This window comes from Mycobacterium alsense, from assembly GCF_002086635.1.
In the GTDB taxonomy this organism is placed as follows: domain Bacteria; phylum Actinomycetota; class Actinomycetes; order Mycobacteriales; family Mycobacteriaceae; genus Mycobacterium; species Mycobacterium alsense.
The window spans coordinates 47,419-70,563 of the sequence record NZ_MVHD01000020.1 but is presented as its reverse complement, the minus strand read 5'-3'; the positions used below and the strand labels follow the sequence as shown (position 1 = coordinate 70,563).

The 23,145-nt window shown below is 69.5% G+C and carries 24 protein-coding genes and 1 tRNA gene; 18 read left to right on the top strand and 7 right to left on the bottom strand.

The window, feature by feature from the left end:
- Positions 1-18: 18 nt before the first annotated feature.
- Together BST11_RS13675 and BST11_RS13670 are read left to right on the top strand one after the other, a co-directional pair.
- Positions 19-210, top strand: coding sequence for a hypothetical protein (locus tag BST11_RS13675; protein WP_067315711.1), 192 nt, complete (start codon positions 19-21; stop codon positions 208-210).
- Between the two features lie 36 nt (positions 211-246).
- On the top strand, positions 247-1,377 hold the full coding sequence (locus BST11_RS13670) for an Rv2629 family ribosome hibernation factor (protein WP_083138491.1): 1,131 nt from the start codon (positions 247-249) through the stop codon (positions 1,375-1,377).
- A gap of 7 nt (positions 1,378-1,384) precedes the next feature.
- Here BST11_RS13670 and BST11_RS28550 read toward each other — a convergent pair whose 3' ends face one another.
- From BST11_RS28550 to BST11_RS13660, 3 genes are all read right to left on the bottom strand, one after another.
- Positions 1,385-2,413, bottom strand: coding sequence for a sensor domain-containing protein (locus BST11_RS28550; protein WP_244897642.1), 1,029 nt, complete (start codon positions 2,411-2,413; stop codon positions 1,385-1,387).
- A 3-nt stretch (positions 2,414-2,416) separates the two neighbouring features.
- Complete coding sequence (locus BST11_RS13665) at positions 2,417-3,061, bottom strand: serine/threonine-protein kinase (RefSeq protein WP_244897641.1); 645 nt, start codon at positions 3,059-3,061, stop codon at positions 2,417-2,419.
- Between the two features lie 69 nt (positions 3,062-3,130).
- A tRNA-Ser gene (locus BST11_RS13660) sits at positions 3,131-3,217 on the bottom strand.
- 37 nt (positions 3,218-3,254) lie between these two features.
- On the opposite strand from BST11_RS13660, the gene BST11_RS13655 reads away from it, so the two are divergent.
- The gene (locus tag BST11_RS13655) at positions 3,255-4,238 is read left to right on the top strand and encodes an NAD(P)H-quinone oxidoreductase (protein ID WP_083138490.1); all 984 of its coding nucleotides are present in this window, start codon (positions 3,255-3,257) and stop codon (positions 4,236-4,238) included.
- Between the two features lie 8 nt (positions 4,239-4,246).
- On the opposite strand, the gene BST11_RS13650 is transcribed toward BST11_RS13655, so the two are convergent.
- Positions 4,247-5,443: a cysteine desulfurase-like protein gene (locus tag BST11_RS13650; RefSeq protein ID WP_083138489.1), complete on the bottom strand. Its 1,197-nt coding sequence runs from the start codon at positions 5,441-5,443 to the stop codon at positions 4,247-4,249.
- Positions 5,444-5,563: 120 nt separating this feature from the next.
- On the opposite strand from BST11_RS13650, the gene BST11_RS13645 reads away from it, so the two are divergent.
- From BST11_RS13645 to BST11_RS13590, 12 genes are all read left to right on the top strand, one after another.
- Positions 5,564-7,540, top strand: a complete 1,977-nt coding sequence (locus BST11_RS13645) for a DUF6541 family protein (protein WP_083138488.1) — start codon at positions 5,564-5,566, stop codon at positions 7,538-7,540.
- A 28-nt stretch (positions 7,541-7,568) separates the two neighbouring features.
- A complete protein-coding gene (locus BST11_RS13640; protein WP_067317459.1) occupies positions 7,569-8,105 on the top strand; it encodes a bacterial proteasome activator family protein in 537 nt (178 codons plus the stop codon).
- A gap of 10 nt (positions 8,106-8,115) precedes the next feature.
- A complete protein-coding gene (gene wzt / locus BST11_RS13635; RefSeq protein ID WP_244897640.1) occupies positions 8,116-8,919 on the top strand; it encodes a galactan export ABC transporter ATP-binding subunit Wzt/RfbE in 804 nt (267 codons plus the stop codon).
- Positions 8,916-9,842 (top strand): galactofuranosyltransferase GlfT1, encoded by a 927-nt coding sequence (glfT1, locus tag BST11_RS13630; protein WP_083138486.1) that lies wholly within the window; start codon positions 8,916-8,918, stop codon positions 9,840-9,842. The genes wzt and glfT1 overlap by 4 nt, the downstream gene beginning before the upstream one ends.
- Positions 9,839-10,669 carry a galactan export ABC transporter permease subunit Wzm/RfbD gene (wzm, locus tag BST11_RS13625; protein ID WP_083138485.1) on the top strand — a complete coding sequence of 277 codons (831 nt, stop codon included), beginning with the start codon at positions 9,839-9,841 and terminating at the stop codon, positions 10,667-10,669. The genes glfT1 and wzm overlap by 4 nt, the downstream gene beginning before the upstream one ends.
- 205 nt (positions 10,670-10,874) lie before the next feature.
- Positions 10,875-11,201, top strand: a complete 327-nt coding sequence (locus BST11_RS13620; protein WP_083138484.1) for a hypothetical protein — start codon at positions 10,875-10,877, stop codon at positions 11,199-11,201.
- 187 nt (positions 11,202-11,388) lie between these two features.
- On the top strand, positions 11,389-11,868 hold the full coding sequence (locus BST11_RS13615; RefSeq protein ID WP_083138483.1) for a GreA/GreB family elongation factor: 480 nt from the start codon (positions 11,389-11,391) through the stop codon (positions 11,866-11,868).
- A gap of 7 nt (positions 11,869-11,875) precedes the next feature.
- Positions 11,876-12,292, top strand: coding sequence for a GtrA family protein (locus tag BST11_RS13610; RefSeq protein ID WP_067316723.1), 417 nt, complete (start codon positions 11,876-11,878; stop codon positions 12,290-12,292).
- 31 nt (positions 12,293-12,323) lie between these two features.
- The gene (gene dprE1 / locus BST11_RS13605; RefSeq protein ID WP_083138482.1) at positions 12,324-13,679 is read left to right on the top strand and encodes a decaprenylphosphoryl-beta-D-ribose oxidase; all 1,356 of its coding nucleotides are present in this window, start codon (positions 12,324-12,326) and stop codon (positions 13,677-13,679) included.
- 11 nt (positions 13,680-13,690) lie between these two features.
- Positions 13,691-14,455 (top strand): decaprenylphospho-beta-D-erythro-pentofuranosid-2-ulose 2-reductase, encoded by a 765-nt coding sequence (dprE2, locus tag BST11_RS13600; protein WP_083138481.1) that lies wholly within the window; start codon positions 13,691-13,693, stop codon positions 14,453-14,455.
- A 2-nt stretch (positions 14,456-14,457) separates the two neighbouring features.
- Positions 14,458-16,350, top strand: coding sequence for a galactan 5-O-arabinofuranosyltransferase (locus BST11_RS13595; protein ID WP_083138480.1), 1,893 nt, complete (start codon positions 14,458-14,460; stop codon positions 16,348-16,350).
- Between the two features lie 10 nt (positions 16,351-16,360).
- Positions 16,361-19,627 carry an arabinosyltransferase domain-containing protein gene (locus BST11_RS13590; RefSeq protein WP_083138479.1) on the top strand — a complete coding sequence of 1,089 codons (3,267 nt, stop codon included), beginning with the start codon at positions 16,361-16,363 and terminating at the stop codon, positions 19,625-19,627.
- A gap of 60 nt (positions 19,628-19,687) precedes the next feature.
- Here the strand turns inward: BST11_RS13590 and BST11_RS13585 are convergent, their stop codons facing one another.
- Both BST11_RS13585 and BST11_RS13580 read right to left on the bottom strand, forming a co-directional pair.
- Complete coding sequence (locus tag BST11_RS13585; protein WP_083138478.1) at positions 19,688-20,023, bottom strand: hypothetical protein; 336 nt, start codon at positions 20,021-20,023, stop codon at positions 19,688-19,690.
- Between the two features lie 39 nt (positions 20,024-20,062).
- Positions 20,063-20,353, bottom strand: a complete 291-nt coding sequence (locus BST11_RS13580; RefSeq protein ID WP_083138477.1) for a hypothetical protein — start codon at positions 20,351-20,353, stop codon at positions 20,063-20,065.
- Between the two features lie 100 nt (positions 20,354-20,453).
- Here BST11_RS13580 and BST11_RS13575 point away from each other — a divergent pair, with 100 nt between their 5' ends.
- From BST11_RS13575 to BST11_RS13565, 3 genes are read left to right on the top strand one after another with little or no spacing between them, the layout of a single operon-like run.
- Positions 20,454-20,804, top strand: a complete 351-nt coding sequence (locus BST11_RS13575; RefSeq protein ID WP_083138476.1) for an ArsR/SmtB family transcription factor — start codon at positions 20,454-20,456, stop codon at positions 20,802-20,804.
- Positions 20,801-21,283: an SRPBCC family protein gene (locus BST11_RS13570; RefSeq protein WP_083138475.1), complete on the top strand. Its 483-nt coding sequence runs from the start codon at positions 20,801-20,803 to the stop codon at positions 21,281-21,283. Before BST11_RS13575 ends, BST11_RS13570 begins: the two co-directional genes overlap by 4 nt.
- Positions 21,280-21,903, top strand: a complete 624-nt coding sequence (locus BST11_RS13565; RefSeq protein WP_083138474.1) for a maleylpyruvate isomerase family mycothiol-dependent enzyme — start codon at positions 21,280-21,282, stop codon at positions 21,901-21,903. The genes BST11_RS13570 and BST11_RS13565 overlap by 4 nt, the downstream gene beginning before the upstream one ends.
- Before the next feature lie 5 nt (positions 21,904-21,908).
- On the opposite strand, the gene BST11_RS13560 is transcribed toward BST11_RS13565, so the two are convergent.
- Positions 21,909-23,054 carry a BTAD domain-containing putative transcriptional regulator gene (locus BST11_RS13560; protein ID WP_083138473.1) on the bottom strand — a complete coding sequence of 382 codons (1,146 nt, stop codon included), beginning with the start codon at positions 23,052-23,054 and terminating at the stop codon, positions 21,909-21,911.
- Positions 23,055-23,145 lie beyond the last annotated feature (91 nt).

Below are 23,145 nucleotides of genomic sequence, written 5' to 3'. Positions count from 1 at the left end.
GGTGGGAACCCTGCGGGCATGGCTACCTACCGAGTGCTCAACCCCAAGGGCGACGTCGTCGCGACAAAGAACATCGACAGCGCCGACAAGGCGCACGCGTGGTTCGCCGACGACGCCGTCGAGGGCAACGAACTTGGCTGGCGCATGGAAGTCGAGCAGGACGGCGAATGGCACTTCTTCGATCACAGCGAAGGCGACCGAAGCTACTAGGGTTTGTCTCCCGGCTGGACGGGCACCCAACTACGCATGGACTCTGACCGCTTCCGTAGGCTGCTGGACGCGCCGGCGCCGTTCGCGTCGGTCTACTTCGACGACTCCCACGACACCCACGACGCCGAGGCCAAGCTCGAGTTGGAGTGGCGGGCGATGCGCGAAGAGCTCGAGGGCCGGGGTGTTGCCCCGCCCGTCGTGGACAGCATCGAGGATGCGGTGCTGAACCTGCGCCCGCCGATCGGCAAGAGCGGCCGTGCGGTGGTGGCCGGCGCCGAGGGTGTGGTGATCAACGAGCATCTGGCGCGGCCCACCGCGACCACGGTGGTCCGGGTGTCCGAATTACCCTATGTCGTCCCGATTCTCGAGCACAGCTTCGATCATCCGGACTACCTGCTTGTCGTCGCCGACCACAGCGGCGCCGACATCACCACCCACATCGGGGGGACGCTGCGTTCGGAGACCGTCGACGGCGGCGGCTACCCCGTGCACAAGGCCGCCGGGGCCGAGACGGCCGGATACGGCGACCCGCAGCCGCGCACCGACGAGGCCGCCCGCAAGAACGTGCGCGCCGTCGCCGACCGCGTCGCCGAGCTCGCGGAGGGCAAGGGCGACAAGGGCATCGACGTCATCTTCGTGGTCGGCGAGGTGCGCTCGCGCTCCGACCTGCTCTCGGAGCTGCCGGATCGGCTGCGGGAGCGCACGGTCGCGCTCGAGGTCGGCGCGCGGCACAGCGGCCACGACTTCGGCGAGATCGAGCAGGCCATCGAGGACGAGTTCGTCAAGCGTCAGTTGCGCACGATCGACGCTGTGGCACAACGCTTTACCGCCGAGATCGGCCGGCAGTCCGGGCTGGCCGCCGAGGGCCTCGGGGCGGTTTGCTCGGCGCTGCGCCAGGGCGCGGTCGACACGCTGATCGTCGGCGATCTCGGCGACGCCACCGTCGTCGCCGACGAGGGCCTGACGACCGTCGCCCCGAACGAGGACGTGCTGTCCGAGCAGGGCGCCGCGCCGGCCAAGACGCTGCGGGCCGACGAGGCGCTGCCGCTGTTGGCGGTTTCGGTCGGGGCGTCGCTGCTGCACGCCGACGAGCGGATCGCGCCGGCCGACGGCGTGGGCGCGGTGCTGCGTTACGCGCCGAGCCTGCACGCAACCGGCCCGGGCTGATCGAACCTCACTGCGGCGCCGTGGTCACCCTGGCGGCGATCTGCTGCGCGATGGTGACCGCGGCGGCGGTCGGACCGCCGCACGTCTGCACATCGACGGCGACGTTGTCGACGACGGTCAACGCCCGCTGACACGTCATGGTCTCGGTCCCCTTCGAGCCCGTCAGGGTGGCGCTCAGGGTGCCGTTCGCGGTGGAGACCGGCGACACGGTCTCGACCAACGAGCTGCCGCTCATCGTGACGGTGAACTGCCGATTGCCGCAGCCCCGCCAACTTTGGGTGGCGGCGGTGAAGAACGCGCGCGCGTCGTCCGCGGCGGAAAACGCCACCACCGCCTGGATGACGGCGACCGTCTGGCTGACGGATCCGACCGACTGCGCGCGCAGCGACTTCCACCCGCTGCCCTCGTACGCGGCGGCCTGCACCGGGCCGTACACGCCCACGCAGGATTGGTCGGACACGAAGCCGCTCGCGTCGAGCATGGACGTCACTGTTTCCTTGGCCGTCATGTCGGTGACGCCCAGCGCGGTGCCGAGCTGTTCCTGGCTGAGCAGCAGGCTCGGCAGCTGCGTCTGGGCGATCGCGGTCGCCGGCCGCGACGCCGGGGGTGGCGATGCCGACCTGTGCGGTCGCATCAGATAGCCGGCGACTCCGATGGCGGCCGCGAAAGCGATGAGCACGACGGCGGTCGAGGCCCACAGCAGCGTGCGGCGTGGGCGCTGGGCGGGGGGCGGCGCCCAGATCGGCGGCCAGCTGGCCGAGTCCTGCTGCGTTTCCGCGTGAGTCGGGTAGGCCGGGTAGTGCCCCGAAGGCACCGGCGGCGGATCGTGCGGCAGGGTCGGCGCCGCCGCGGCGTGCGGGCCCGAGCGCTCGGTGGCCAGGGCGCGGCGGGCGGCGGCGGCCAGCTCGTCGCAGGTTTGGTAGCGCTGGTCGGGGTTTTTGGCCATGCCGCGGGCGACCACATGATCCAGCCCGATCGGCACGCCGGCGCGCTGGCGGCTGGGCCGCGGCGGGTCCATCGACGTGTGCGCCCGCATCTGCTACTCCATGCTGTCGCCGGGGAAGGGCCGGCGCCCGGTGAGGCATTCGTGCAACACGCACGCCAACGCGTACACATCCGATCGGGCGTCGGCGATCCCGGCGGTGAACCGCTCCGGCGCCATGTAGGCCATGGTGCCGACGATCTTGCCGGTGCTGGTCAGCCTGCTCGCCGCGGCGTCCTGGGCGATCCCGAAATCGATCAGGTAGACAAAGTCGCGCCCGGTCACCAGCGCGTTGGACGGTTTGACGTCGCGGTGCACCAGCCCCACCGCGTGCGCCGCGTCCAGCGCCGCGGCCAGCTGCTCGACGACGTTGACCGCCCGCGGGGGGTTCATCGGCCCGTCCCGGCGCAGCAGGCTGTCCAGGTCGATGCCCTCGATGACCGGCATCACGAGATACAGCCGGCCGTCGATCTCGCCGGCCTCGTGGACCGGGATGATATGCGGTTCGCTCAACCGGCCGGCGGCGTAGGCCTCGCGGCGGAACCGCTCCGCGTAGCCCGGTTGGGCCGCGATCTCCGGCGGCAACACCTTGATCGCCACGCCGCGGTCCATCACGGTGTCGTGGGCCTTGTAGACCTTGCCCATGCCGCCCTCGCCGATCAGCGACAGCAGCCGGTAACGCCCGAACGTCACCTCGTCCACCGGCACGCCTCTTTCGCCCCGGTCCGGAATGCTACCGACTACCAGCGTGGATACGGCCCCGAACAACTGCGGTGGCGGAGGGATTTGAACCCCCGGACGGTGTTAGCCGTCTCTCGCTTTCAAGGCGAGTGCATTAGGCCGCTCTGCCACGCCACCGCTCATAAGGGTAACGGCGCTTAGTAGCGTGGCAGACATGCGCGCGATCGTCGCCGAATCCCCCGACCAACTGTCCTGGCGGGAAGTTCCCGACGTCACCGCCGGTCCGGGCGAGGTGCTGATCCGGGTGGCCGCGGCGGGCGTCAACCGCGCCGACGTGCTGCAGGCCGCCGGCAAATACCCGCCACCGCCGGGGGCCAGCGAGATCATCGGCATGGAGGTGTCGGGCACCGTCGCTGAGGTCGGCGCGGACGTCACCGAATGGTCTGTGGGACAAGAAGTTTGCGCGCTGCTGGCCGGTGGCGGCTACGCGGAGCGGGTCGCCGTTCCCGCCGGCCAGGTGATGCCGGTACCCGAGGGCGTCGACCTCGTCGACGCGGCCGGCCTGCCGGAGGTCGCGTGCACGGTGTGGTCGAACCTGGTGATGACCGCGCACCTGGGCAAGGGGCAGCTGCTGCTGATGCACGGCGGGGCGAGTGGCGTAGGCACCCACGCGATCCAGGTCGCGCGGGCGTTGGGCGCCCGCGTGGCGGTCACCGCGGGCTCAGCGGAAAAGCTGCAGTTCTGCCGCGAGCTGGGCGCCGAGATCACCATCAACTACCGCGACGAGGACTTCGTGGCGCGGCTGCGCGACGGCAGCGCCGGAGGCGCCGCTGGGGCCGACGTGATCTTCGACATCATGGGCGCGGCCTACCTGGACCGCAATCTCGACGCCCTGGCCACCGACGGGCAGCTGGTCATCATCGGCATGCAGGGCGGGGTGAAGGCCGAGCTCAACATCGGCAAGCTGCTGGCGAAGCGGGCGCGCATCATCGGCACCACGCTGCGGGCCCGCCCGGTCGGCGGCCCGAACGGCAAGACCGAGATCGTTCAGGCGGTGACGGCCTCGGTGTGGCCGATGATCGCCGAGGGCCGCGTCCGGCCGATCATCGGCGCGCGCCTGCCCATCGAGCGCGCCGGCGCAGCGCACCAGCAGCTGACGTCGGGCAAGGTGACCGGAAAGATCGTGCTGACGGTCTAGGGCGGGAATCAGCCCAGCGACGCCAGCGCGCGCACCAGCTGGTCGACCTCGGCCGTCGTCGAGTAATGCGCCAGCCCCACGGTGACGGCGCCGCCCACGTCGTTGACGCCCAGCACGTCGAGCGCGCGGGAGCTCACGTTCGAAACGGCCAGGATTCCGTTGTCCGCCAAGCGCTGCACCACGCGTTCGGCGGGCACGTCCTGCAGCGCCAGGCTGACCACCGGGATCCGCGCTTCGGGGCGGCCGATCACCATCACCAGCGGCAGCGATCGCAACGCCGCCATCAGGTAGTCGAACACCCGGTTCAGGTACGACGTGGCCGATTGCGTTGAGACCGACAGGCGTTCGCGCCGGCTGCCGCGCGCGGACTCGTCGAGCGCCGCGAGGTATTCGATGCTGGCGACCAACCCGGCCAGCAAGCCGTACTGGTGCGCACCGACCTCCAGGCGCGCGGGCCCGGCGGCCTGCGGGTCGTTCGAGACGGCGCCGAAGGTGTTGATCAAAGCCGGATCGCGAAACACCATCGCCCCGATCGGCGGGCCGCCCCACGCGAGGGCGTTCACGGCGACGATGTCGGCGTCGGTCTCCTTGACGTCGAGCAAGCGGTACGGCGCCGCGGCGGAATGGTCGACCACCACCAGGCCACCGACGTCGTGCACCAGCTTGGTCGTCGCCCGCAGATCGGTGACGGTGCCGAGCGTGCCCGACGCCGAGGCGACGGCGACCAGCCGGGTCGACTTCCCGATCAGGCTCTCCCACTGCCACGTCGGCAGCTCGCCGGTCTCGATGTCGATCTCCGCCCACTTCACCTTGGCGCCGTAGCGGTGCGCCGCCCGCAGCCATGGGGCGATGTTGGCCTCGTCGTCGAGCCGGCTGACGACCACCTCGTAGCCGAGACCGGCGCGCGAGGACGACGCCTCGGCCAGCGATGACAGCAGGATGGCCCGATCGGCGCCCAGCACGACACCCGCCGGGTCGGCGTTGAACAGGTCGGCCACCGCCTCGCGAGCCGCGTCGAGGATGGCGGCGCTGCGCCGCGCCGACGGGTGCGCCCCCAGCGTGGTGGCGCTGGACCGGCGGAATGCAGTCGAGACGGTGGTCGCGACGGAATCGGGGATGAGCATGCCGGCCGAGGCGTCGAAGTGCACCCACCCGTCACCCAGTGACGGATGTAGTCCGCGCACCCGGGCGACGTCGTAAGCCATGCCAGCCACCTTAAAGCTTCCGCAATTCCGCGAAATTGTGACGGTAGCGGGTGCCCCGTAGGCATTCCAGCCGGAACGAGGCTTGGCGAGCCGGGTCACCCGGGCAGCCATACTAGTCGAGTGGGGCTCTGGTTCGGAACGCTGCTCGCACTGTTCTTGCTGATCGCGCCCGGTTTGATCGTTGCCCGCATCACCCAGCTAACTTGGCCGGTGGCCATCGCGGTTGCCCCGGCGCTGACGTACGGCGTGGTGGCGATGGCGATCATTCCCTTCGGCGCACTCGGAATCCCTTGGAACGGTTGGAGTGCGCTGGCCGCGCTGCTGGCGGTGTGCGTGGTGGCGATCGGTTTGCAGTTGGTGCCCGCCCGCTACCGCGAGGCCCCGGAAGAGAAGGAGGCCCGCGGGATCGGCCGCTGGCCCGCGGCGGTGGTGGCCGCCGGTGTGCTGCTGGGCGCCGCCCTGATCATGTGGGCGGGCTATCGCGGCCTGACGCATTGGGAGTCCGTGCCCAGCACCTGGGACGCGGTCTGGCACGCCAACGAGGTGCGCTACATCCTGGACACCGGGCAGGCGTCGTCCACCCACATGGGCGAGCTGCGCAACGTCGAGACGCATCAGCCGCTGTACTACCCGTCGGTGTTCCATGCGCTGACCGCCGTCTACTGCCAGGTGGCCGGGGCGGCGCCGACCACCGGCTACACGATCAATGCGCTGGCCGCGTCGGTCTGGCTGTTCCCGTCCGGCGCCGCCACGCTCAGCTGGTTCCTGCTGCGCCCGATCAGCTCGCAATGGCGGGCGGCGGGCGTGTCAGCCACCGCCGCGGCGCTGTCGGCGTCGTTCACCTCGGTGCCCTACGTCGAATTCGGCGTCGCGGCGATGCCCAACTTGGCCGCCTACGGGGTCGCGATCCCGACGTTCGTGCTGATCGCGTCGACGCTGCGCCACCGCGACCGCGTCCCGGCGGCCGTGCTGGCGCTGGTGGGCGTCATGTCGGTGCACCTGACCGGGGGCTTCATCGTCATCCTGTTCCTGTTGGCCTGGTGGGTCCTGGACGCCCTGTGGCATCCGGTGCGCGGCCGCCTGGGCGACCTGCTGACCCTGGCCGCCGTCGCCGTGCCCACGGGCGCGGTGCTGGCGCCGCAGTTCCTCGGCGTGCTCAGGCAGGCCGACATCATCGCTGGGCACGCGTTCCCGAGCTTCAAAAGCGCCAAGCAGGGCGTCATCGACGCCCTGCTTCTGCACACCCGCCACCTCAACGACTTTCCGACCCAGTACTTCCTGGTGGCCCTCGCGGCAATCGGCATGGCGATGTTGCTGTACAAGCGGATCTGGTGGCCTCCCGCCGCCTGGCTGGTGCTGACCGTGGCGACCATCTACTCGGGGGCGCCGTTTCGCAATCCGGTCGGCCGCACCATCGAGGTCTTCAGCCAGTTCTTCTACAACGATCCCCGCCGGCTCACCGCGGTGGTGACGATGCTGGTGACGCCGGCGGCGGGCCTGGCGTTGTTCGCGATCGTGGTGGCCGCGGTCGCCCTGGCCCGGCGGCTCGCCGACCGGTTCACCCGGTTGCCGGCGCCGGCCTGGACCGCCGCCACCGCGGTGGTGCTGGTGCTGGTCACGGCGCTCACCGGGCGCCACTACCTGTACCGGCACCTGGTCCTGTTCGGCGACAAGTACGACTCGGTCATGATCGACCAGCGCGACCTGATGGCGATGGCCTACCTGGCCTCCCTGCCGGGCGCCCGCGACACCCTGATCGGAAACTCCAACGTCGACGGCACGGCCTGGATGTACGCCGTGGCCGACCTGCACCCGCTGTGGACCCACTACGACTTCCCACAACAGACCGGCCCCGGCTACTACCGCTACGTCTTCTGGACGTCCGCGCGCAAAGGCGAATCGGATCCGAAGGTGGTCGAGGCGATTAAAGCTCTCGATATCCGGTACATCCTCACTAGCACGCCGACGGTGAGAGGGTTCGCCGTGCCCGACGGGCTAGTGTCTCTGGATACATCGACGTCGTGGACGATGATCTATGACAACGGTGGAGCTCGAATCTACGAGTGGCGCGGAGACGCCGCGGCGACGCGCCCTTAAAGTCTTTTTGAAAAGGATGGTGAATGGAATGACTAGCGGCCACGACGACTCGGACGCCGACGGCATCGAGGTCATCGGCGGCGTCGACCCGCGGATCATGGCACTGCGCAACGCGGACGACGACAACGAGGACTCCGACGCGCGCTCCCTGACCGACCTGGTCGAGCAGCCCGCCAAGGTGATGCGGATCGGAACGATGATCAAGCAGCTGCTCGAGGAGGTCCGCGCGGCGCCGCTGGACGACGCCAGCCGCAACCGGCTGCGCGAGATCCACGCCACCAGCATCCGCGAGCTCGAGGACGGCTTGGCGCCCGAGCTGCGCGAGGAGTTGGATCGCCTCACCCTGCCGTTCACCGAGGGCGCCGCGCCGTCGGACGCCGAACTGCGGATCGCCCAGGCGCAACTGGTGGGCTGGCTCGAGGGGCTGTTCCACGGCATCCAGACGGCGCTGTTCGCTCAGCAGATGGCCGCCCGCGCGCAGCTCGAGCAGATGCGCCAGGGCGCCCTGCCACCGGGAATCAGCCGGGGCCACGGCCCGCACTCGGGCACCGGGCAATACCTGTAAGCAGATGACGGTGCCGGGTCCAGCTCCTCGGATCGAGACGCGCGACGCGTGGGTGGAGTTTCCCATCTTCGACGCCAAATCGCGGTCCCTGAAGAAGGCTTTCCTGGGCAAGGCGGGCGGCACGATCGGCCGCAATGACTCGAACGTCGTCGTCATCGAGGCGCTGCGCGACATCACCATGACGCTGGAGCTGGGCGACCGGGTCGGCCTGGTGGGTCACAACGGGGCGGGGAAATCGACTCTGCTGCGCCTCCTTTCGGGCATCTACGAACCCACCCGCGGCTGGGCGAAGGTCACCGGCCGCGTCGCGCCGGTCTTCGATCTGGGGATCGGCATGGACCCGGAGATCTCCGGCTACGAGAACATCATCATCCGCGGCCTGTTCCTCGGGCAGACCCGCAAGCAGATGCTGTCCAAGGTCGACGAGATCGCCGAGTTCACCGAGCTGGGCGACTACCTGTCGATGCCGCTGCGCACCTACTCCACCGGCATGCGGGTGCGGCTGGCGATGGGCGTGGTCACCAGCATCGACCCCGAGATCCTGCTGCTGGACGAGGGCATCGGCGCCGTGGACGCCGACTTCCTCAAGAAGGCCCAGTCGCGGCTGCAGAGCCTGGTGGAACGCTCCGGAATCCTGGTGTTCGCCAGCCATTCCAACGAATTTTTGGCCCGGCTGTGCAAGACCGCGATGTGGATCGACCACGGCGTGATCCGCATGACCGGCGGCATCGAGGACGTGGTGCGCGCGTACGAGGGTGACGACGCGGCCAGGCACGTGCGCGAGGTGCTGGCCGAGACCGCCGGACAGCCATGAGTGAGACCGTCTTCGTCGTCGTGGTCACCCACCGGCGCCCCGACGAGCTGGCCAAGTCGCTGGATGTGCTGAGCACGCAGACGCGGCTGCCCGATCATTTGATCGTGGTCGACAACGGTGTTTCCGACGGTTCCGCGCAGAGTGGCCGCGTTCGGGATCTCGTTGCCGGGCAACCGATCCCAACGACCTACCTGGGCTCGCAACGAAACCTCGGCGGTGCGGGGGGCTTCGCGCTCGGCATCTTGCACGCGCTGGCCCAGGGAGCCGATTGGGTGTGGCTCGCCGACGACGACGGGCGGCCCCAGGACTCCCGGGTGCTCGCGACGCTGCTGGCCTGCGCGCGGAAATACGGTCTTGCCGAGGTCTCGCCGATGGTGTGCAACGCCGACGACCCGGCGCGGCTGGCGTTTCCGTTGCGGCGCGGGCTGGTATGGCGCAGGCGCGCCAGCGAACTGCGCACCGAGGCGGGCCAGGACCTGCTGCGCGGGATCGCGTCGTTGTTCAACGGCGCGCTGTTTCGCGCGTCGACGCTGGAGTCGATCGGCGTCCCGGACCTGCGGCTGTTCATCCGCGGCGACGAGGTGGAGATGCACCGCCGCCTGGTTCGGTCGGGCCTGCCGTTCGGAACCTGCCTGGACACGATCTACCTGCACCCGTGCGGATCCGACGAGTTCAAGCCGATCCTGGGCGGGCGGATGCACACCCAGTACCCCGACGAGCCCACCAAGCGGTTCTTCACCTACCGCAACCGCGGCTACGTGCTGGCGCAGCCGGGCCTGCGCAAGCTCCTGTTCCAGGAGTGGGTGCGGTTCGGCTGGTTCTTTTTGGTGACCCGCCGCGACCCGGCCGGCCTGCTGGAGTGGATCCGGTTGCGCCGCTTGGGGCGTCGGGAGCGGTTCGGGAAGCCGGGAGGGTCGACATGACATTCATCGACGCGGCGGCGCAATCGCGGACCTTCACCCGGGCCCGGGGCGACCTGGCCGACGGTTTCCGCCGCCACGAGCTGTGGCTGCACCTGGGCTGGCAGGACATCAAGCAGCGCTACCGGCGCTCGGTGCTGGGGCCGTTCTGGATCACCATCGCCACCGGCACCACCGCCGTCGCGATGGGCGGCCTGTATTCGAAGCTGTTTCATCTCGAGCTGGCCGTGCATCTGCCGTACGTGACGCTCGGCCTGATCATCTGGAACCTCATCAACGCGGCCATCCTGGAGGGCGCCGACGTCTTCGTCGCCAACGAGGGCCTGATCAAGCAGCTGCCGACGCCGCTGAGCGTGCACGTCTACCGGCTGGTGTGGCGGCAGATGATCTTGTTCGCACACAACATCCTCATCTACGGCGTCATCGCGATCATCTACCCCAAGCCGTGGTCGTGGGCGGACCTGTCGGTGATCCCCGCGCTGGGGCTGATCGTGCTCAACTGCGTATGGGTGTCATTGTGTTTCGGCATCCTGGCCACCCGCTACCGCGACATCGGCCCGCTGCTGTTCTCGGTCGTGCAGCTGTTGTTCTTCATGACGCCGATCATCTGGAACGACGACACGCTGCGCCAGCAGGGCGCCGGGCGCTGGTCGAAGATCGTCGAGCTCAACCCGCTGCTGCACTACCTCGACATCGTCCGCGCGCCGCTGCTGGGCGCGCACCAGGAGCTACGGCACTGGGTCGTGGTCCTGGTGCTGACGGCCGTCGGCTGGGTGCTGGCCGCCTTCGCCATGCGCCAGTACCGCGGCCGGGTGCCCTACTGGGTGTAGCCGCGGGCGGCCGAGCGGTGGGCCACTGACGCGGCAAACGGCTTCGCCGGCCGCCGGTGCCGGAATTTTGCTGCCGTGCGGCAAGCTCAGGCGTTGAATATCGCTATCGCGGCGAAGGTGGCCCGGCAACCTGGCTTGGGATCGGTAGAGGGGCGTCGCCTTTAGCGTCGAATCGTCCGGCCCCGGAGAAGGAGGGAATCGGGACATGAACACGGCTCACCGCATCAAGCGGGCACTCGCCGGCGCCCTGCTGGCGGGCGGCACCGCGCTCGCCGCCCTCGGGCTTGCGGCGGGGACGGCGCACGCCTTCACCTACCCGAAATCGATGTGCAACTATCACGCGTGCAGCTACATCTGGTGTCCCGGAATGCCTTTGCCGCAGCCCAGCGGCGGGACGCCGGACTGGGACATGGGCGCTTGCCACCACTTCATGTTCGGCATGATGGGCCCGCACTCCCAGGCCTGGGTGAGTAACGGCGGAGCAAACCGGCAAGTGGCCCCCATGATCATCGAGGGCGATCCGGGTCCTTAGTCGGTTTGTATCAGCTGGCCGCGGGCCAGCCGGCGACGCCCCGGGAGTAGATCCGCCGCCCTTGTGGGTATGCACGTGTGGAACAACGACCCGCACGCCGCGTAGGGTGGCGGCTGCTTGACGGTTGGTGCAACACTGTAGCGCTACAGGTCAGCAGCGACGGCAGACAGGAAATCAGGTCGACGACGTGAGAAAAAAAGCCCGATCGGCGGCGGACGCGGCGAAGGAGAACCTCGCCGCGGAGCTGGACCGGCTCAAGCAGCGGCGCGACCGCCTCGAACTCGAGGTGAAAAACGACCGCGGCATGGTCGGTGACCACGGAGACGCCGCCGAGGCGATCCAACGCGCGGACGAACTCGTCGTCCTCGGCGATCGCATCAACGAGCTGGACCGGCGCCTGCGCAGCGGGCCGTCGCCGTCGGACGACGGGGAAACGCTGCCCGGCGGCACCGAGGTGACGCTGCGGTTCCCCGACGGCGAGGTCGTCACGATGCACGTGATCTCCATCGTCGAGGAGACCCCCGTCGGCCACGAGGCCGAGACGTTGACCGCGCGCAGCCCGTTGGGCCAGGCCCTGGCCGGGCGCAAAGCCGGCGAAACGGTCACCTACTCCACGCCGCAGGGTGAGAACCAGGTCGAGCTGATCTCGGTCAAGCTGCCCAAATAACTCGTCGATGCCGCATGCCGCGCCGCCGCGCCCCCAGCTGAGTCTGACGACGCAGGTCTGGCGCTTCGTCGTCACCGGCGGGCTGGCCGGAATCGTCGACTTCGGTCTCTACTTGGTGCTCTACCAGGTGGTGGGGCTGCAGGTCGACCTGTCCAAAGCGACCAGTTTCGTCGCCGGCACCATCACCGCCTACCTGATCAACCGTCGCTGGACGTTTCAGGCGGCGCCGAGCACCGCGCGGTTCATCGCGGTCATGGTGCTCTACGGCATCACGTTCGCGGTGCAGGTCGGCCTCAACCACCTGTGCCTCGCGCTTCTGCACTACCGCGGGTGGGCGATACCGGTCGCGTTCGTGATCGCGCAGGGCACCGCGACGGTGATCAACTTCGTTGTGCAGCGAGCCGTGATCTTCCGCATCCGCTGACCGACCTGGGCAAGCGGTACCCTCTTTGACGATGTTGACCACCAAACGGCTCACAGGCTGGGGGCGCACCGCACCGTCGGTGGCGACGGTGCTTTCGAGCCGAGATCCCGACGAGATCGCGGAGGCGGTCGCGAACGCCGGTGACCGCGGCGTGATCGCCCGCGGGCTGGGCCGCTCCTACGGCGACAACGCCCAGAACGGCGGCGGCCTGGTCATCGACATGACGGCGCTCGACCGCATCCACTCGATCAGCGCCGACACCCGATTGGTCGACGTCGACGCCGGGGTCAACCTCGACCAGCTGATGAAGGCGGCGCTGCCGTTCGGGCTGTGGGTGCCGGTGCTGCCGGGGACTCGCCAGGTCACCATCGGCGGCGCGATCGCGTGCGACATCCACGGCAAGAACCATCACAGCGCCGGCAGCTTCGGTAACCACGTGCGCGGCATGGAACTGCTGACCGCCGACGGCGAGATCCGTCACCTCACTCCGACCGGTGACGATTGCGAACTGTTCTGGGCCACCGTCGGGGGCAACGGCCTGACGGGCATCATCCTGCGCGCGACCGTCGAGATGACGCCGACGGAGACCGCGTACTTCATCGCCGACGGCGACGTCACCGCCGGCCTGGACGAAACCATCGCCTTGCACAGCGACGGCAGTGAAGCCAACTACACGTATTCCAGCGCCTGGTTCGACGCGATCAGCGCCCCGCCCAAGCTGGGGCGCGCGGCGATCTCGCGCGGCCGGCTGGCCACGGTCGACGAGCTACCGGCCAAGCTGCGCCGCAGTCCGTTGAAATTCGATGCGCCACAACTACTTACCTTCCCCGATATCTTCCCCAACGGGTTGGCCAACAAGTACACGTTCGTGCCCATCGGGGAATTGTGGTACCGCAAATCCGGCACTTACCGCGGCAAGATCCAGAATCTGACGCAGTTCTACCACCCGCTGGACATGTTCGGTGAGTGGAACCGCGCGTTTGGGTCCGCCGGTTTCGGCCAGTACCAGTTCGTGGTGCCCACCACCGCCGTCGACGAATTCAAGGGCATCATCCGCGACATCCAGAAATCGGGGCACTACTCGTTTCTCAATGTGTTCAAACTTTTCGGCCCGGGCAACCGTGCGCCGCTGAGCTTTCCGATCCCGGGCTGGAACGTCTGTGTCGACTTCCCGATCAAGCCCGGGCTCAACGAGTTTCTCAACGAACTCGACCGCCGGGTGCTCGAATTCGGGGGGCGGGTCTATACCGCCAAGGATTCTCGCACCACCCCCGACACCTTTCACGCCATGTATCCGCGGATCGACGAGTGGATCGCGGTGCGCCGCAAGGTCGACCCGTCGCGGGTGTTCGCCTCCGACATGGCCCGACGTTTGGAGCTGTTGTAGATGGTGCGCCAATGGTTTTAGATGCCGTGGGAAACCCTCAGACCATCCTGCTGCTCGGGGGCACCTCCGAGATCGGGTTGGCCATCTGCGAGCGGTACCTGCAAAATGCCCGCGCCCGGATCATCCTGGCGGCCATGCCCGACGACCCGGGCCGCGACGGCGCGGTGGCCCAGATGAGGGCCGCGGGCGCCCGATCGGTGGAATTGATCGACTTCGAAGCCACCGACACCGACAGCCATCCGAAGATGATCGAGCAGGCCTTTGGAAACGGCGACGTCGACGTGGCGATCGTGGCGTTCGGTTTGCTCGGGGACGCCGAGGAGCTGTGGCAAGACCAGCGCAAGGCCGTGCGGATCGCCGAAATCAACTACACCGCAGCGGTTTCGGTGGGCGTGTTGCTCGGCGAGAAGATGCGCGCGCAGGGGTTTGGTCAGATCATCGCGATGAGCACGGTGGCCGGCGAACGGGTGCGACGGTCCAACTTCGTCTACGGCTCCACCAAGGCCGGCCTGGACGGTTTCTACCTGGGCTTGTCGGAGGCGTTGCGCGACCACGGGGTCCGCGTCCTGGTGATCCGGCCCGGCCAGGTGCGGACCCGGATGAGCGCGCACATCAAGGAAGCCCCGCTGACTGTCGACAAGGAGTACGTTGCCAACCTCGCGGTGACCGCGGCCGCAAAAGGTAAGGAATTGGTTTGGGCGCCAGCAGCATTCCGTTACGTGATGATGGTGTTGCGACACATCCCGCGGAGCATCTTCCGCAAGCTGCCAATCTGAGTATGCGTAACGCGCTGGCCACCCTGGGCCAGATGGCTTTGGCGGTCCTCGTCGCCGTCGTCGTCGCCGTGGTGTCGCTGATCGCGATCTCGCGCGTGCAGTGGCCGGCCTTCCCGTCCTCCAACCAGCTGCACGCGCTGACCACCGTCGGGCAGGTCGGCTGCCTGGCCGGGCTGGTCGCCGTCGGCTGGTTGTGGCGGCGCGGCTATCGGGTGCCGGCCCAGGTGGGCGGGCTCGCGTTCGTCTCCGCCTTCACCGTCGTGACGCTGGGCATGCCGTTGGGGGCGACCCGGCTGTACCTGTTCGGGATCTCCGTCGACCAGCAGTTCCGCACCGAATACCTCACCCGCCTCGCCGACAGCCCGGCGCTGCAGGACATGACCTACCTCGGGCTGCCGCCGTTCTACCCGCCGGGCTGGTTCTGGATCGGCGGCCGCGCCGCGGCGTTGACGGGGGCGCCGGCCTGGGAGATCTACAAGCCGTGGGCGATCACCTCGATCACCATCGCGGTCGCCGCCGCGCTCGTGCTGTGGTGGCGGCTGATCCGCTTCGAGTACGCGCTGGTCGTCACGGCCGCGACCGCCGCGGTGACGCTGGCCTACGGCTCGCCGGAGCCCTACTCCGCGATGATCACCGTGCTGCTGCCACCGGTGCTGGTGCTGGCGTGGTCGGGGCTGCGCGCGGGCGCCGCGCCGCGGCCGAGGGCCGGCTGGGCGGCGGTGATCGGCGCCGGGCTGTTCCTCGGCTGGACGGCCACCTGGTACACGCTGCTGTGCGCGTTCAGCGCGTTCACCGTGGTGCTGATGGCGCTGCTGGTGGCCGCCGCCCGGTGGCGGCGACGCGGCGCCAGGGCCGCGCTGGACCCGCTGCGCCGGCTGGCGGTCGCCGGCGTCATCGCGGTGGCTGTCGCGGCCGTCACCTGGCTGCCGTTCCTGCTGCGCGTGGCCGGCAACCCGGTCAGCAACAGCGGCAGCGCCCAGCACTACCTGCCGGCCGACGGCGCCGTGCTGACCTTCCCGATGCTGCAGTTCTCGCTGCTGGGAGCGATCTGCCTGCTGGGCACGCTGTGGCTCGTGGTGCGCGCGGGGTCGTCCGTGCGCGCGGGCGCCCTTGCCATCGGGGTGCTGTCCATCTACCTGTGGTCACTGCTGTCGATGCTGGCCACGCTGGCGCGCGTGACGCTGCTGTCGTTCCGGCTGCAGCCGACGCTGAGCGTGCTGCTGGTCGCCGCGGGCGCGTTCGGCTTCCTCGAGGGCCTGCAGGCGTTGGCGCGCAAAAACTGGGGTGGCAGCCGCGCGGTCCCGCCGGTGGCCGCGGCGATCGGCCTGGCCGCCGCGATCGCGTTCAGCCAGGACATCCCCGACGTGCTGCGGCCGGACCTGACCATCGCCTACACCGACACCGACGGCTACGGCCAGCGCGGCGACCGCCGGCCGCCGAGTTCGGAGAAGTTCTACTCCGACATCGACGCCGCCATCCGCAAGACCACCGGCAAGCCGCGGGACGAGATCGTGGTGATGACCGCCGACTACAGCTTCCTGTCCTATTACCCCTACTGGGGATTCCAGGGCCTGACGTCGCACTACGCCAACCCGCTGGCGCAGTTCGACCTGCGGGCCGCGCAGATCGAGAAGTGGTCCAAGCTCAAGACCGCCGACGAGTTCATCCGCGCGCTGGACGCCTCGCCGTGGCCGCCGCCGACGGTGTTCCTCATGCGCCGCGGCGCCAACGGTAACTACACGCTGCGGCTGGCCCAGGACGTGTACCCCAACCAGCCCAACGTCCGCCGCTACACGGTCGACCTGCCGGCGGCCCTGTTCGCCGACCCGCGCTTCGTCGTCGACAGCGTCGGCCCGTTCGTGCTGGCCATCCGCAAGCCGGCGGCCCAGCGGTGACGGGCGGCTGATGGCCACCGAAACCTCGGCTGACTTGGTCGAAGAACTACCATCTACCCCCGTGGACGACGCGGGAGGAAACCACCGGATCGCACGGGTGGTTGCCACCGTCGCCGGTCTCCTGGGGGCGCTGCTGGCGATCGCCACCCCCCTGCTGCCGGTCGATCAGACCACCGCCCAGCTGAACTGGCCGCAAAACGGCACGTTCGGGAGCGTTGAGGCGCCGCTCATCGGCTACGTCGCCACCGACTTGAACGTCACCGTGCCCTGTCAGGCCGCCGCCGGGCTGGCGGGCCCGGGCAACGCCGGCAAGACGGTGCTGCTCTCGACGGTGCCCAAGCAGGCGCCCAAGGCCGTCGACCGGGGGCTGCTCATCCAGCGCGCCAACGACGACCTGGTGCTGGTGGTCCGCAACGTCCCGGTGGTCACCGCCCCGTTGAGCCAGGTGCTCGGCCCGGCCTGCCAGCGGTTGACCTTCACCGCGCACGCCGACCGCATCGTCGCCGAATTCGTCGGCCTGACCCAGGGCCCCAACGCCGAGCATCCCGGCTCGCCGCTGCGCGGGGAGAAGAGCGGCTACGACTTCCGGCCGCAGATCGTCGGCGTCTTCACCGATCTGGCCGGGCCGGCCCCGCCGGGCCTGAGCTTTTCGGCGACCGTGGACACCCGCTACAGCAGCAGCCCCAGCCAGCTGAAGATGGCCGCGATGATCCTCGGGGTGGCGCTAACCATCACTGGCCTGGTCGCCCTTCACATTCTCGACACCGCCGACGGCACCCGGCACCGCCGCTTCCTGCCCGCGCGGTGGTGGTCGATCGGCGGCCTGGATGCCCTGGTCATCGCCGTCCTGGTGTGGTGGCACTTCGTCGGCGCCAACACCTCCGACGACGGCTACATCCTGACCATGGCCCGGGTGTCCGAGCACGCCGGCTACATGGCCAACTACTACCGGTGGCTGGGCACCCCCGAGGCGCCATTCGGCTGGTATTACGACCTGCTGGCGTTGTGGGCCCACGTCAGCACCACCAGCATCTGGATGCGGTTGCCCACCCTGGCCATGGCCCTGACGTGCTGGTGGGTGATCAGCCGCGAAGTCATGCCCCGCCTGGGTAATGCCGTCAAGAAGAACAGGGCCGCGGCGTGGACCGCGGCGGGCACGTTCCTGGCCGTGTGGCTGCCGCTCGACAACGGCCTGCGACCCGAGCCGATCATCGCCCTGGGCATCCTGCTCACCTGGTGCTCGGTGGAACGCGCGGTGGCCACCAACCGCCTGCTGCCGGTGGCGATCGCGTGCATCATCGGCGCGTTGACGCTGTTCTCCGGGCCGACCGGCATCGCCTCGATCGGCGCGCTGCTGGTCGCGATCGGGCCGCTGCGCACGATCCTGCACCGGCGTTCCACCCGCTTCGGCGCGCTGCCGCTGGTGGCGCCCCTGGTGGCCGCGGTCACCGTCGCGGTGATCCTGATCTTCCGCGACCAGACCCTGGCCGGTGAAATGCAGGCGACCGCGCTCAAGCGGGCGCTCGGGCCCAGCCTGAGCTGGTTCGACGAGCACATCCGCTACGAGCGGCTGTTCATGGCCAGCCCCGACGGGTCCGTCGCGCGGCGCTTCGCCGTGCTGGCGGTGCTCCTCGCGCTCGGCATCACGGTGGCAATGTCGTTGCGCAAGGGCCGAATTCCGGGCACGGCGGCCGGGCCGAGCCGCCGCATCGTCGGGATCACCATCATCTCGTTTCTCGCGATGATGTTCACCCCCACCAAGTGGACCCATCACTTCGGCGTCTTCGCCGGGCTGGCCGGTTCGCTGGGCGCGCTGGCCGCGGTCGCGGTGACCTCCGTGGCGATGCGGTCGCGGCGCAACCGAACGGTGTTCGCCGCGGTCGTGCTGTTCCTGGTGGCTATGTCGTTCGCCAGCGTCAACGGCTGGTGGTACGTGTCCAATTTTGGTGTGCCGTGGTCGAATTCGTTCCCCAAGTGGCATTACGCCTTTGCCACCGCGCTGCTGGCGCTGACCCTGCTGGTGCTGCTGGTGGCGGCGTGGTTCCACTTCGTCGCCCCGGAGAGCGGGCCGCCGAAAACCCGCTACGGGGCACGGGTGGCCCGAATCGTGCAGTCACCGTTGGCATTTGCGACCTGGGCGCTGGTGCTGTTCGAGGTCGCGTCGCTGACACTGGCGATGACCGCCCAATACCCCGCCTGGTCGGTGGGCCGGTCCAACCTGGAGGCCCTGACCGGCAAGTCCTGCGGGCTGGCCGAGGACGTCATGGTGGAGCAGGATCCCAACCCCGGGATGCTGGCGCCGGTGTCGGTCCCGGTGCGCGACGCGTTGGGAGCGGGCCTGTCGGAAGCCTTCACGCCCAACGGCATTCCCGCCGACGTCCGCGCCGACCCGGTGATGGAACGCCCGGGTGACCGCAGCTTCGTCAACGACGACAGGCTGGTCACCGGCGCCGAGGCCGGCACCGAGGGCGGCACGACCCCGGCGCCGGGGATCAACGGCTCGGCGGCCCAGCTGCCCTACAACCTCGATCCGGCCCGCACCCCGGTGCTGGGCAGCTGGCGATCGGGCATCCAGGTGCCCGCCCGGCTGAGGTCGGGCTGGTACCGGCTGCCGGCGCGGGACCGGACCCGCCCCCTGCTGGTAGTCAGCGCGGCCGGCCGCTTCGACCCGCGAGAGGTCCAAGTGCAGTGGGCCACCGACGAGCAGGCGGCCGGCGGGCACCCCGGCGGTTCCTTCCAATTCGCCGACGTCGGCGCCTCCCCGGCCTGGCGCAACCTGAGGCTGCCGCTGTCGGCCATCCCGCGCGACGCCACCCAGGTGCGCCTCGTCGCCGACGACGAAGACCTGGCGCCGCAGCACTGGATCGCGCTGACCCCGCCGCGGATTCCGCAGCTGCGCACGCTGCAGGACGTGGTGGGCTCCGCCGACCCGGTGTTCCTGGACTGGCTGGTGGGCCTCGCGTTCCCCTGCCAGCGCCCGTTCGGCCACCAAAACGGCGTCGACGAGACCCCGAAATGGCGCATCCTGCCCGACCGGTTCGGCGCCGAGGCCAACTCACCGGTGATGGACAACAACGGCGGCGGGCCGCTGGGCGTCACCGAGTTGCTGGTGAAGGCGACCACGATGGCCACCTATCTGAAAGACGACTGGTCGCGCGACTGGGGTTCGCTGCAACGGTTGACGCCGTACTACCCCAACGCGCAGCCCGCCCGGCTGCAACTGGGCACGACCATGCGCAGCGGCCTGTGGGGTCCGGCCCCGCTGCGCAAGACCTAGCACCTAGCGCCCCCCAGCGCCCCTGCGCAAGCCTGGCGCCGCGAAAGCGCCGATGTGCCGTCAGCTTCCGGGCGGCTCCGGGCAGAAGAACAGGCCGCAATTTCCGGGCGGCTTACGGATTGGCGCGGGCGGATTGGGGCCGTCCCAGATCGTGTTCCACCGGCCACCGACGTTGCCCTTCGGGCCGCCCACGAGCAGGTACCAGGTGTGGCAGGCTCCCATGTCCCACTGAATGTCGGCCTGGGGCAGGGGCTGCCCCGGGCACCATTGGTGCGGGCCCTCCGCCCAGGCGTCCGCGTGCGCAGTTCCGGTGGCCGCGCCGAAGCCCGCCATCGTCACGCCGGCCGACAGCACCGCGCCGGCGAGCATCCGCTTCAACGTTCGAGGGGTGTTCATGGCTGATTCCTTTATTAATTCCTTCGTGATCGATGGTCGTCACAGCCCGGGCAGGCACAGCCCGGGGATACAGCCTAGATTCGGCGGCGGGCTTTCACCCTCGTAAACGAACTGGCCGCGGTTGGCCTGGAATCCGTAGTCGACCCAATACCAGGTGTGGCAGGCGTTCATGTCCCACACCACGTCGGGCTCGGGCAGGTGCTGCCCCGGACACCACTGGTATGGGCCACGGGGGTTGGCCTGGGCGGGGCCCGCGGCCAACCCGAACCCGGCGGCCGCGACGGTGCCCGACAGCAGCGCCCCGGCGAGGATCCGTTTGATGCTGTTCATGGTCGAAGCGTGGCGCCGAGCGCTTGCCGGGTCCCAGTGGAATCCTTGCGAAATTCTTGTCCGTTGATCCGGCGCATTGGTAAGCGTACGCTTACGGTTCGTGGTCACTTACCAAACGGCCCGCGCCGACGCATGGGTGGCGCTGGCCGACGGGACGCGGCGCGCCATCGTGGAGCGGCTCGTGCACGGCCCGGCGGCCGTCGGCGAACTGGCTCGCGACCTGCCCGTCAGCCGGCCGGCCGTTTCGCAGCACCTCAAGGTCCTCAAATCGGCGGGCCTGGTCCGCGACCGGGCCGCGGGAACTCGTCGCCTCTATCAGCTCGACCCGACCGGGCTGGAGGCGCTGCGCGCCGAGCTCGACCGGTTCTGGGCCCAGGCGCTGGCGAACTACGCCCGGGCCCTCGACGAGGGGGACGAACGGGAAGTCGAGAGCAAAGGAGAACCGTCATGACCCGAACCCCGAACGTCGCGCACAGCGTCGTCGTCAACGCCCCGATCGAGCGCGCGTTCGCCGTCTTCACCGGCCGGTTCGGCGACTTCAAGCCCCGCGAGCACAACCTGCTCGCCGTCCCGATCGCCGAGACGGTCCTCGAGCCGCGCGTGGGCGGGCACCTCTACGACCGCGGCGTCGACGGCAGCGTGTGCCGCTGGGGGCGCATCCTCGTCTACGAGCCGCCCCACCGCGTGACCTTCACCTGGGACATCGGCCCCACCTGGCAGCTGGAGGCCGACCCGGCCAAGGCCAGCGAGGTCGAGGTGCGCTTCACCGCCGAGTCGGGCGGGCGCACGCGCGTGGAGCTCGAACACCGGCACCTGGACCGCCATGGTCCGGGCTGGGAGTCCGTCGCGCAGGGCATCGACGGCGACGCGGGCTGGCCGCTGTATCTGGACCGCTACGCAAGCCTGCTCGGCACCGGGGTCCACCGATGACGGCCCCGCTGATGACGATGGCCCGAGCCGAGCGGGCCGACCTCGCGGATTTTCTGGCCACGCTGTCTCCGCGGGACTGGGAGGCACCCAGCCTGTGCTCCAAATGGACCGTCAAAGATGTTGTGGCGCATGTGATCAGCTACGAGGAGCTCGGTGCCGTAGGGCTGTTCGGGCGGTTCGCCAAGGGCTGGATCGTGCGGGCCAACCAGGTGGGCGTCGACGAGTTCGCGAAGCTGAATCCCCAACAGCTGCTGGAATTCCTCCGCAACCACCTCGAACCCCGGGGGCTGACAGCGGGATTCGGCGGCATGATCGCGCTCGTCGACGGCACGATCCACCACCAGGACATCCGCCGGGCGCTGGGCCGGCCGCGCAGCGTCCCGGCCGAGCGCCTCGAGCGGGTGCTCGGCCTGGTGCCGGGCAACCCGAGGCTGGGAGCCGGGCGCCGGATCAGGGGACTTCGCCTGCGCGCCAACGACATCGACTGGTCACACGGCAGCGGGCCCGAGGTCACCGGACCCGGGGAGGCGCTGTTGATGGCGATGTCCGGGCGCCCCGCGGCCCTCGCCGACCTCGACGGGCCGGGCCTGGGCACGCTGGCCGCGCGGCTGGGCGGGTAGCGCCGTCAGGCGGGGTCGATCTCGAAGGTGAAGTCCAGTCCGCCGATGCGGATGTGGTCGCCGTCGGCCAGGGTGGCGCTGCCCCGGATGCGCTGGCCCTGGACCTCCACGCCGTTGGTCGACCGCAGGTCGGTCATCATGAAACCCGTTCCGGTGTCGGTGATCACGGCGTGGTGGCGGCTGACGTCGGTGTCGTCGAGCACGATGTCGTTGTCGGTGAAACGCCCGATCCGGGTGATCGCGCCCGTCAGCCGGTACAGCCGGCCCCGCGCGCCGCGCAGCCCGGCCGGCGTCGTCGCGGACTCCGCGAGTGGAAGCGACGAGGTCGTCGGCTCGAAGCTGAAGCTGCCGCGTCGGTGCGTGGTCAGGTCGCTCGCCTTGGCGCCCAACGGCTCTTGGCGCAGGATCCGCTCGTGCAGGGCGCTGACCGTCGGGCCGGGGTCGATGCCGAGCCCCTCGGCCAGCGCCGTCTTCAGCCGCCGGTAGGCGCCCAGCGCATCGGACTGACGTTCGGTCACGTAGTAGGCGATGATCAGCTGCGCCCACAGCGGTTCGCGGTAGGGATGTTCGGCGGTGAGCGCCTCGAGTTCCCCGATGACCCCGTCGGCCCGGCCGCACGCGATCTCCGCTTCCGCGCGGGCGGTGTGAGCCGCCACTTTTTCTTCGGTCAGCGCGGTGGCGAACGCGTCGACGAAGGCGAAGCCGCGCAGGTCGTCGAGCACCGGCCCGCGCCACTCGCCCAGCGCCAACGACAGGTTCCGGCTGGCGTCTTCGTAGTGTCCCGCCGCGGCGGCCTGGGTCCCGGCCACCTTCGCCGCGGTGAAGCGCCCCAGGTCGCAATCGGCGTCGGCGACGCTGAGCTGGTACCCGGGCGGGGCGCTGGCCAGCACCTGGTAGGGGTCGGCGCCCGCGGAGCGGAGCAGCCGGCGCAGGTTGGAGATGTGGGCCTGGATGCTGGTGCGCGCGGCCGGCACCGGATCCTCGTCCCAGACCGCGTTGATCAACGAGTCGACGGACACCGGGCGGTTGCGGTTGATCAGCAGCATGGCCAGCACCGCCCGCTGCTTCGGGGCACCCACCGGCACCCGCACGCCGTGGCTGGTCATCAGCAACGGTCCCAAGGCGCCGAACCCGAGACCAATGTTCGTCATCGCGCTGCCAGCCTCCCGAATGATCGGGGCCGTTCTTGAGGCCCTCGGGTCCCCATTTTGAACGCAAGTGTCGCGACGAGAGTTTATTTCG

Bases quoted from the DNA above. Each gene is read 5' to 3' on its own strand.
- BST11_RS13675 (WP_067315711.1), top strand. From the start codon at position 19: ATGGCTACCTACCGAGTGCTCAACCCCAAGGGCGACGTCGTCGCGACA.
- BST11_RS13670 (WP_083138491.1), top strand. From the start codon at position 247: ATGGACTCTGACCGCTTCCGTAGGCTGCTGGACGCGCCGGCGCCGTTC.
- BST11_RS28550 (WP_244897642.1), bottom strand. From the start codon at position 2,413: ATGCGGGCGCACACGTCGATGGACCCGCCGCGGCCCAGCCGCCAGCGC.
- BST11_RS13655 (WP_083138490.1), top strand. From the start codon at position 3,255: ATGCGCGCGATCGTCGCCGAATCCCCCGACCAACTGTCCTGGCGGGAA.
- BST11_RS13650 (WP_083138489.1), bottom strand. From the start codon at position 5,443: ATGGCTTACGACGTCGCCCGGGTGCGCGGACTACATCCGTCACTGGGT.
- BST11_RS13640 (WP_067317459.1), top strand. From the start codon at position 7,569: ATGACTAGCGGCCACGACGACTCGGACGCCGACGGCATCGAGGTCATC.
- glfT1 (WP_083138486.1), top strand. From the start codon at position 8,916: ATGAGTGAGACCGTCTTCGTCGTCGTGGTCACCCACCGGCGCCCCGAC.
- wzm (WP_083138485.1), top strand. From the start codon at position 9,839: ATGACATTCATCGACGCGGCGGCGCAATCGCGGACCTTCACCCGGGCC.
- BST11_RS13620 (WP_083138484.1), top strand. From the start codon at position 10,875: ATGAACACGGCTCACCGCATCAAGCGGGCACTCGCCGGCGCCCTGCTG.
- BST11_RS13610 (WP_067316723.1), top strand. From the start codon at position 11,876: ATGCCGCATGCCGCGCCGCCGCGCCCCCAGCTGAGTCTGACGACGCAG.
- dprE1 (WP_083138482.1), top strand. From the start codon at position 12,324: ATGTTGACCACCAAACGGCTCACAGGCTGGGGGCGCACCGCACCGTCG.
- dprE2 (WP_083138481.1), top strand. From the start codon at position 13,691: ATGGTTTTAGATGCCGTGGGAAACCCTCAGACCATCCTGCTGCTCGGG.
- BST11_RS13595 (WP_083138480.1), top strand. From the start codon at position 14,458: ATGCGTAACGCGCTGGCCACCCTGGGCCAGATGGCTTTGGCGGTCCTC.
- BST11_RS13590 (WP_083138479.1), top strand. From the start codon at position 16,361: ATGGCCACCGAAACCTCGGCTGACTTGGTCGAAGAACTACCATCTACC.
- BST11_RS13585 (WP_083138478.1), bottom strand. From the start codon at position 20,023: ATGAACACCCCTCGAACGTTGAAGCGGATGCTCGCCGGCGCGGTGCTG.
- BST11_RS13580 (WP_083138477.1), bottom strand. From the start codon at position 20,353: ATGAACAGCATCAAACGGATCCTCGCCGGGGCGCTGCTGTCGGGCACC.
- BST11_RS13570 (WP_083138475.1), top strand. From the start codon at position 20,801: ATGACCCGAACCCCGAACGTCGCGCACAGCGTCGTCGTCAACGCCCCG.
- BST11_RS13565 (WP_083138474.1), top strand. From the start codon at position 21,280: ATGACGGCCCCGCTGATGACGATGGCCCGAGCCGAGCGGGCCGACCTC.
- BST11_RS13560 (WP_083138473.1), bottom strand. From the start codon at position 23,054: ATGACGAACATTGGTCTCGGGTTCGGCGCCTTGGGACCGTTGCTGATG.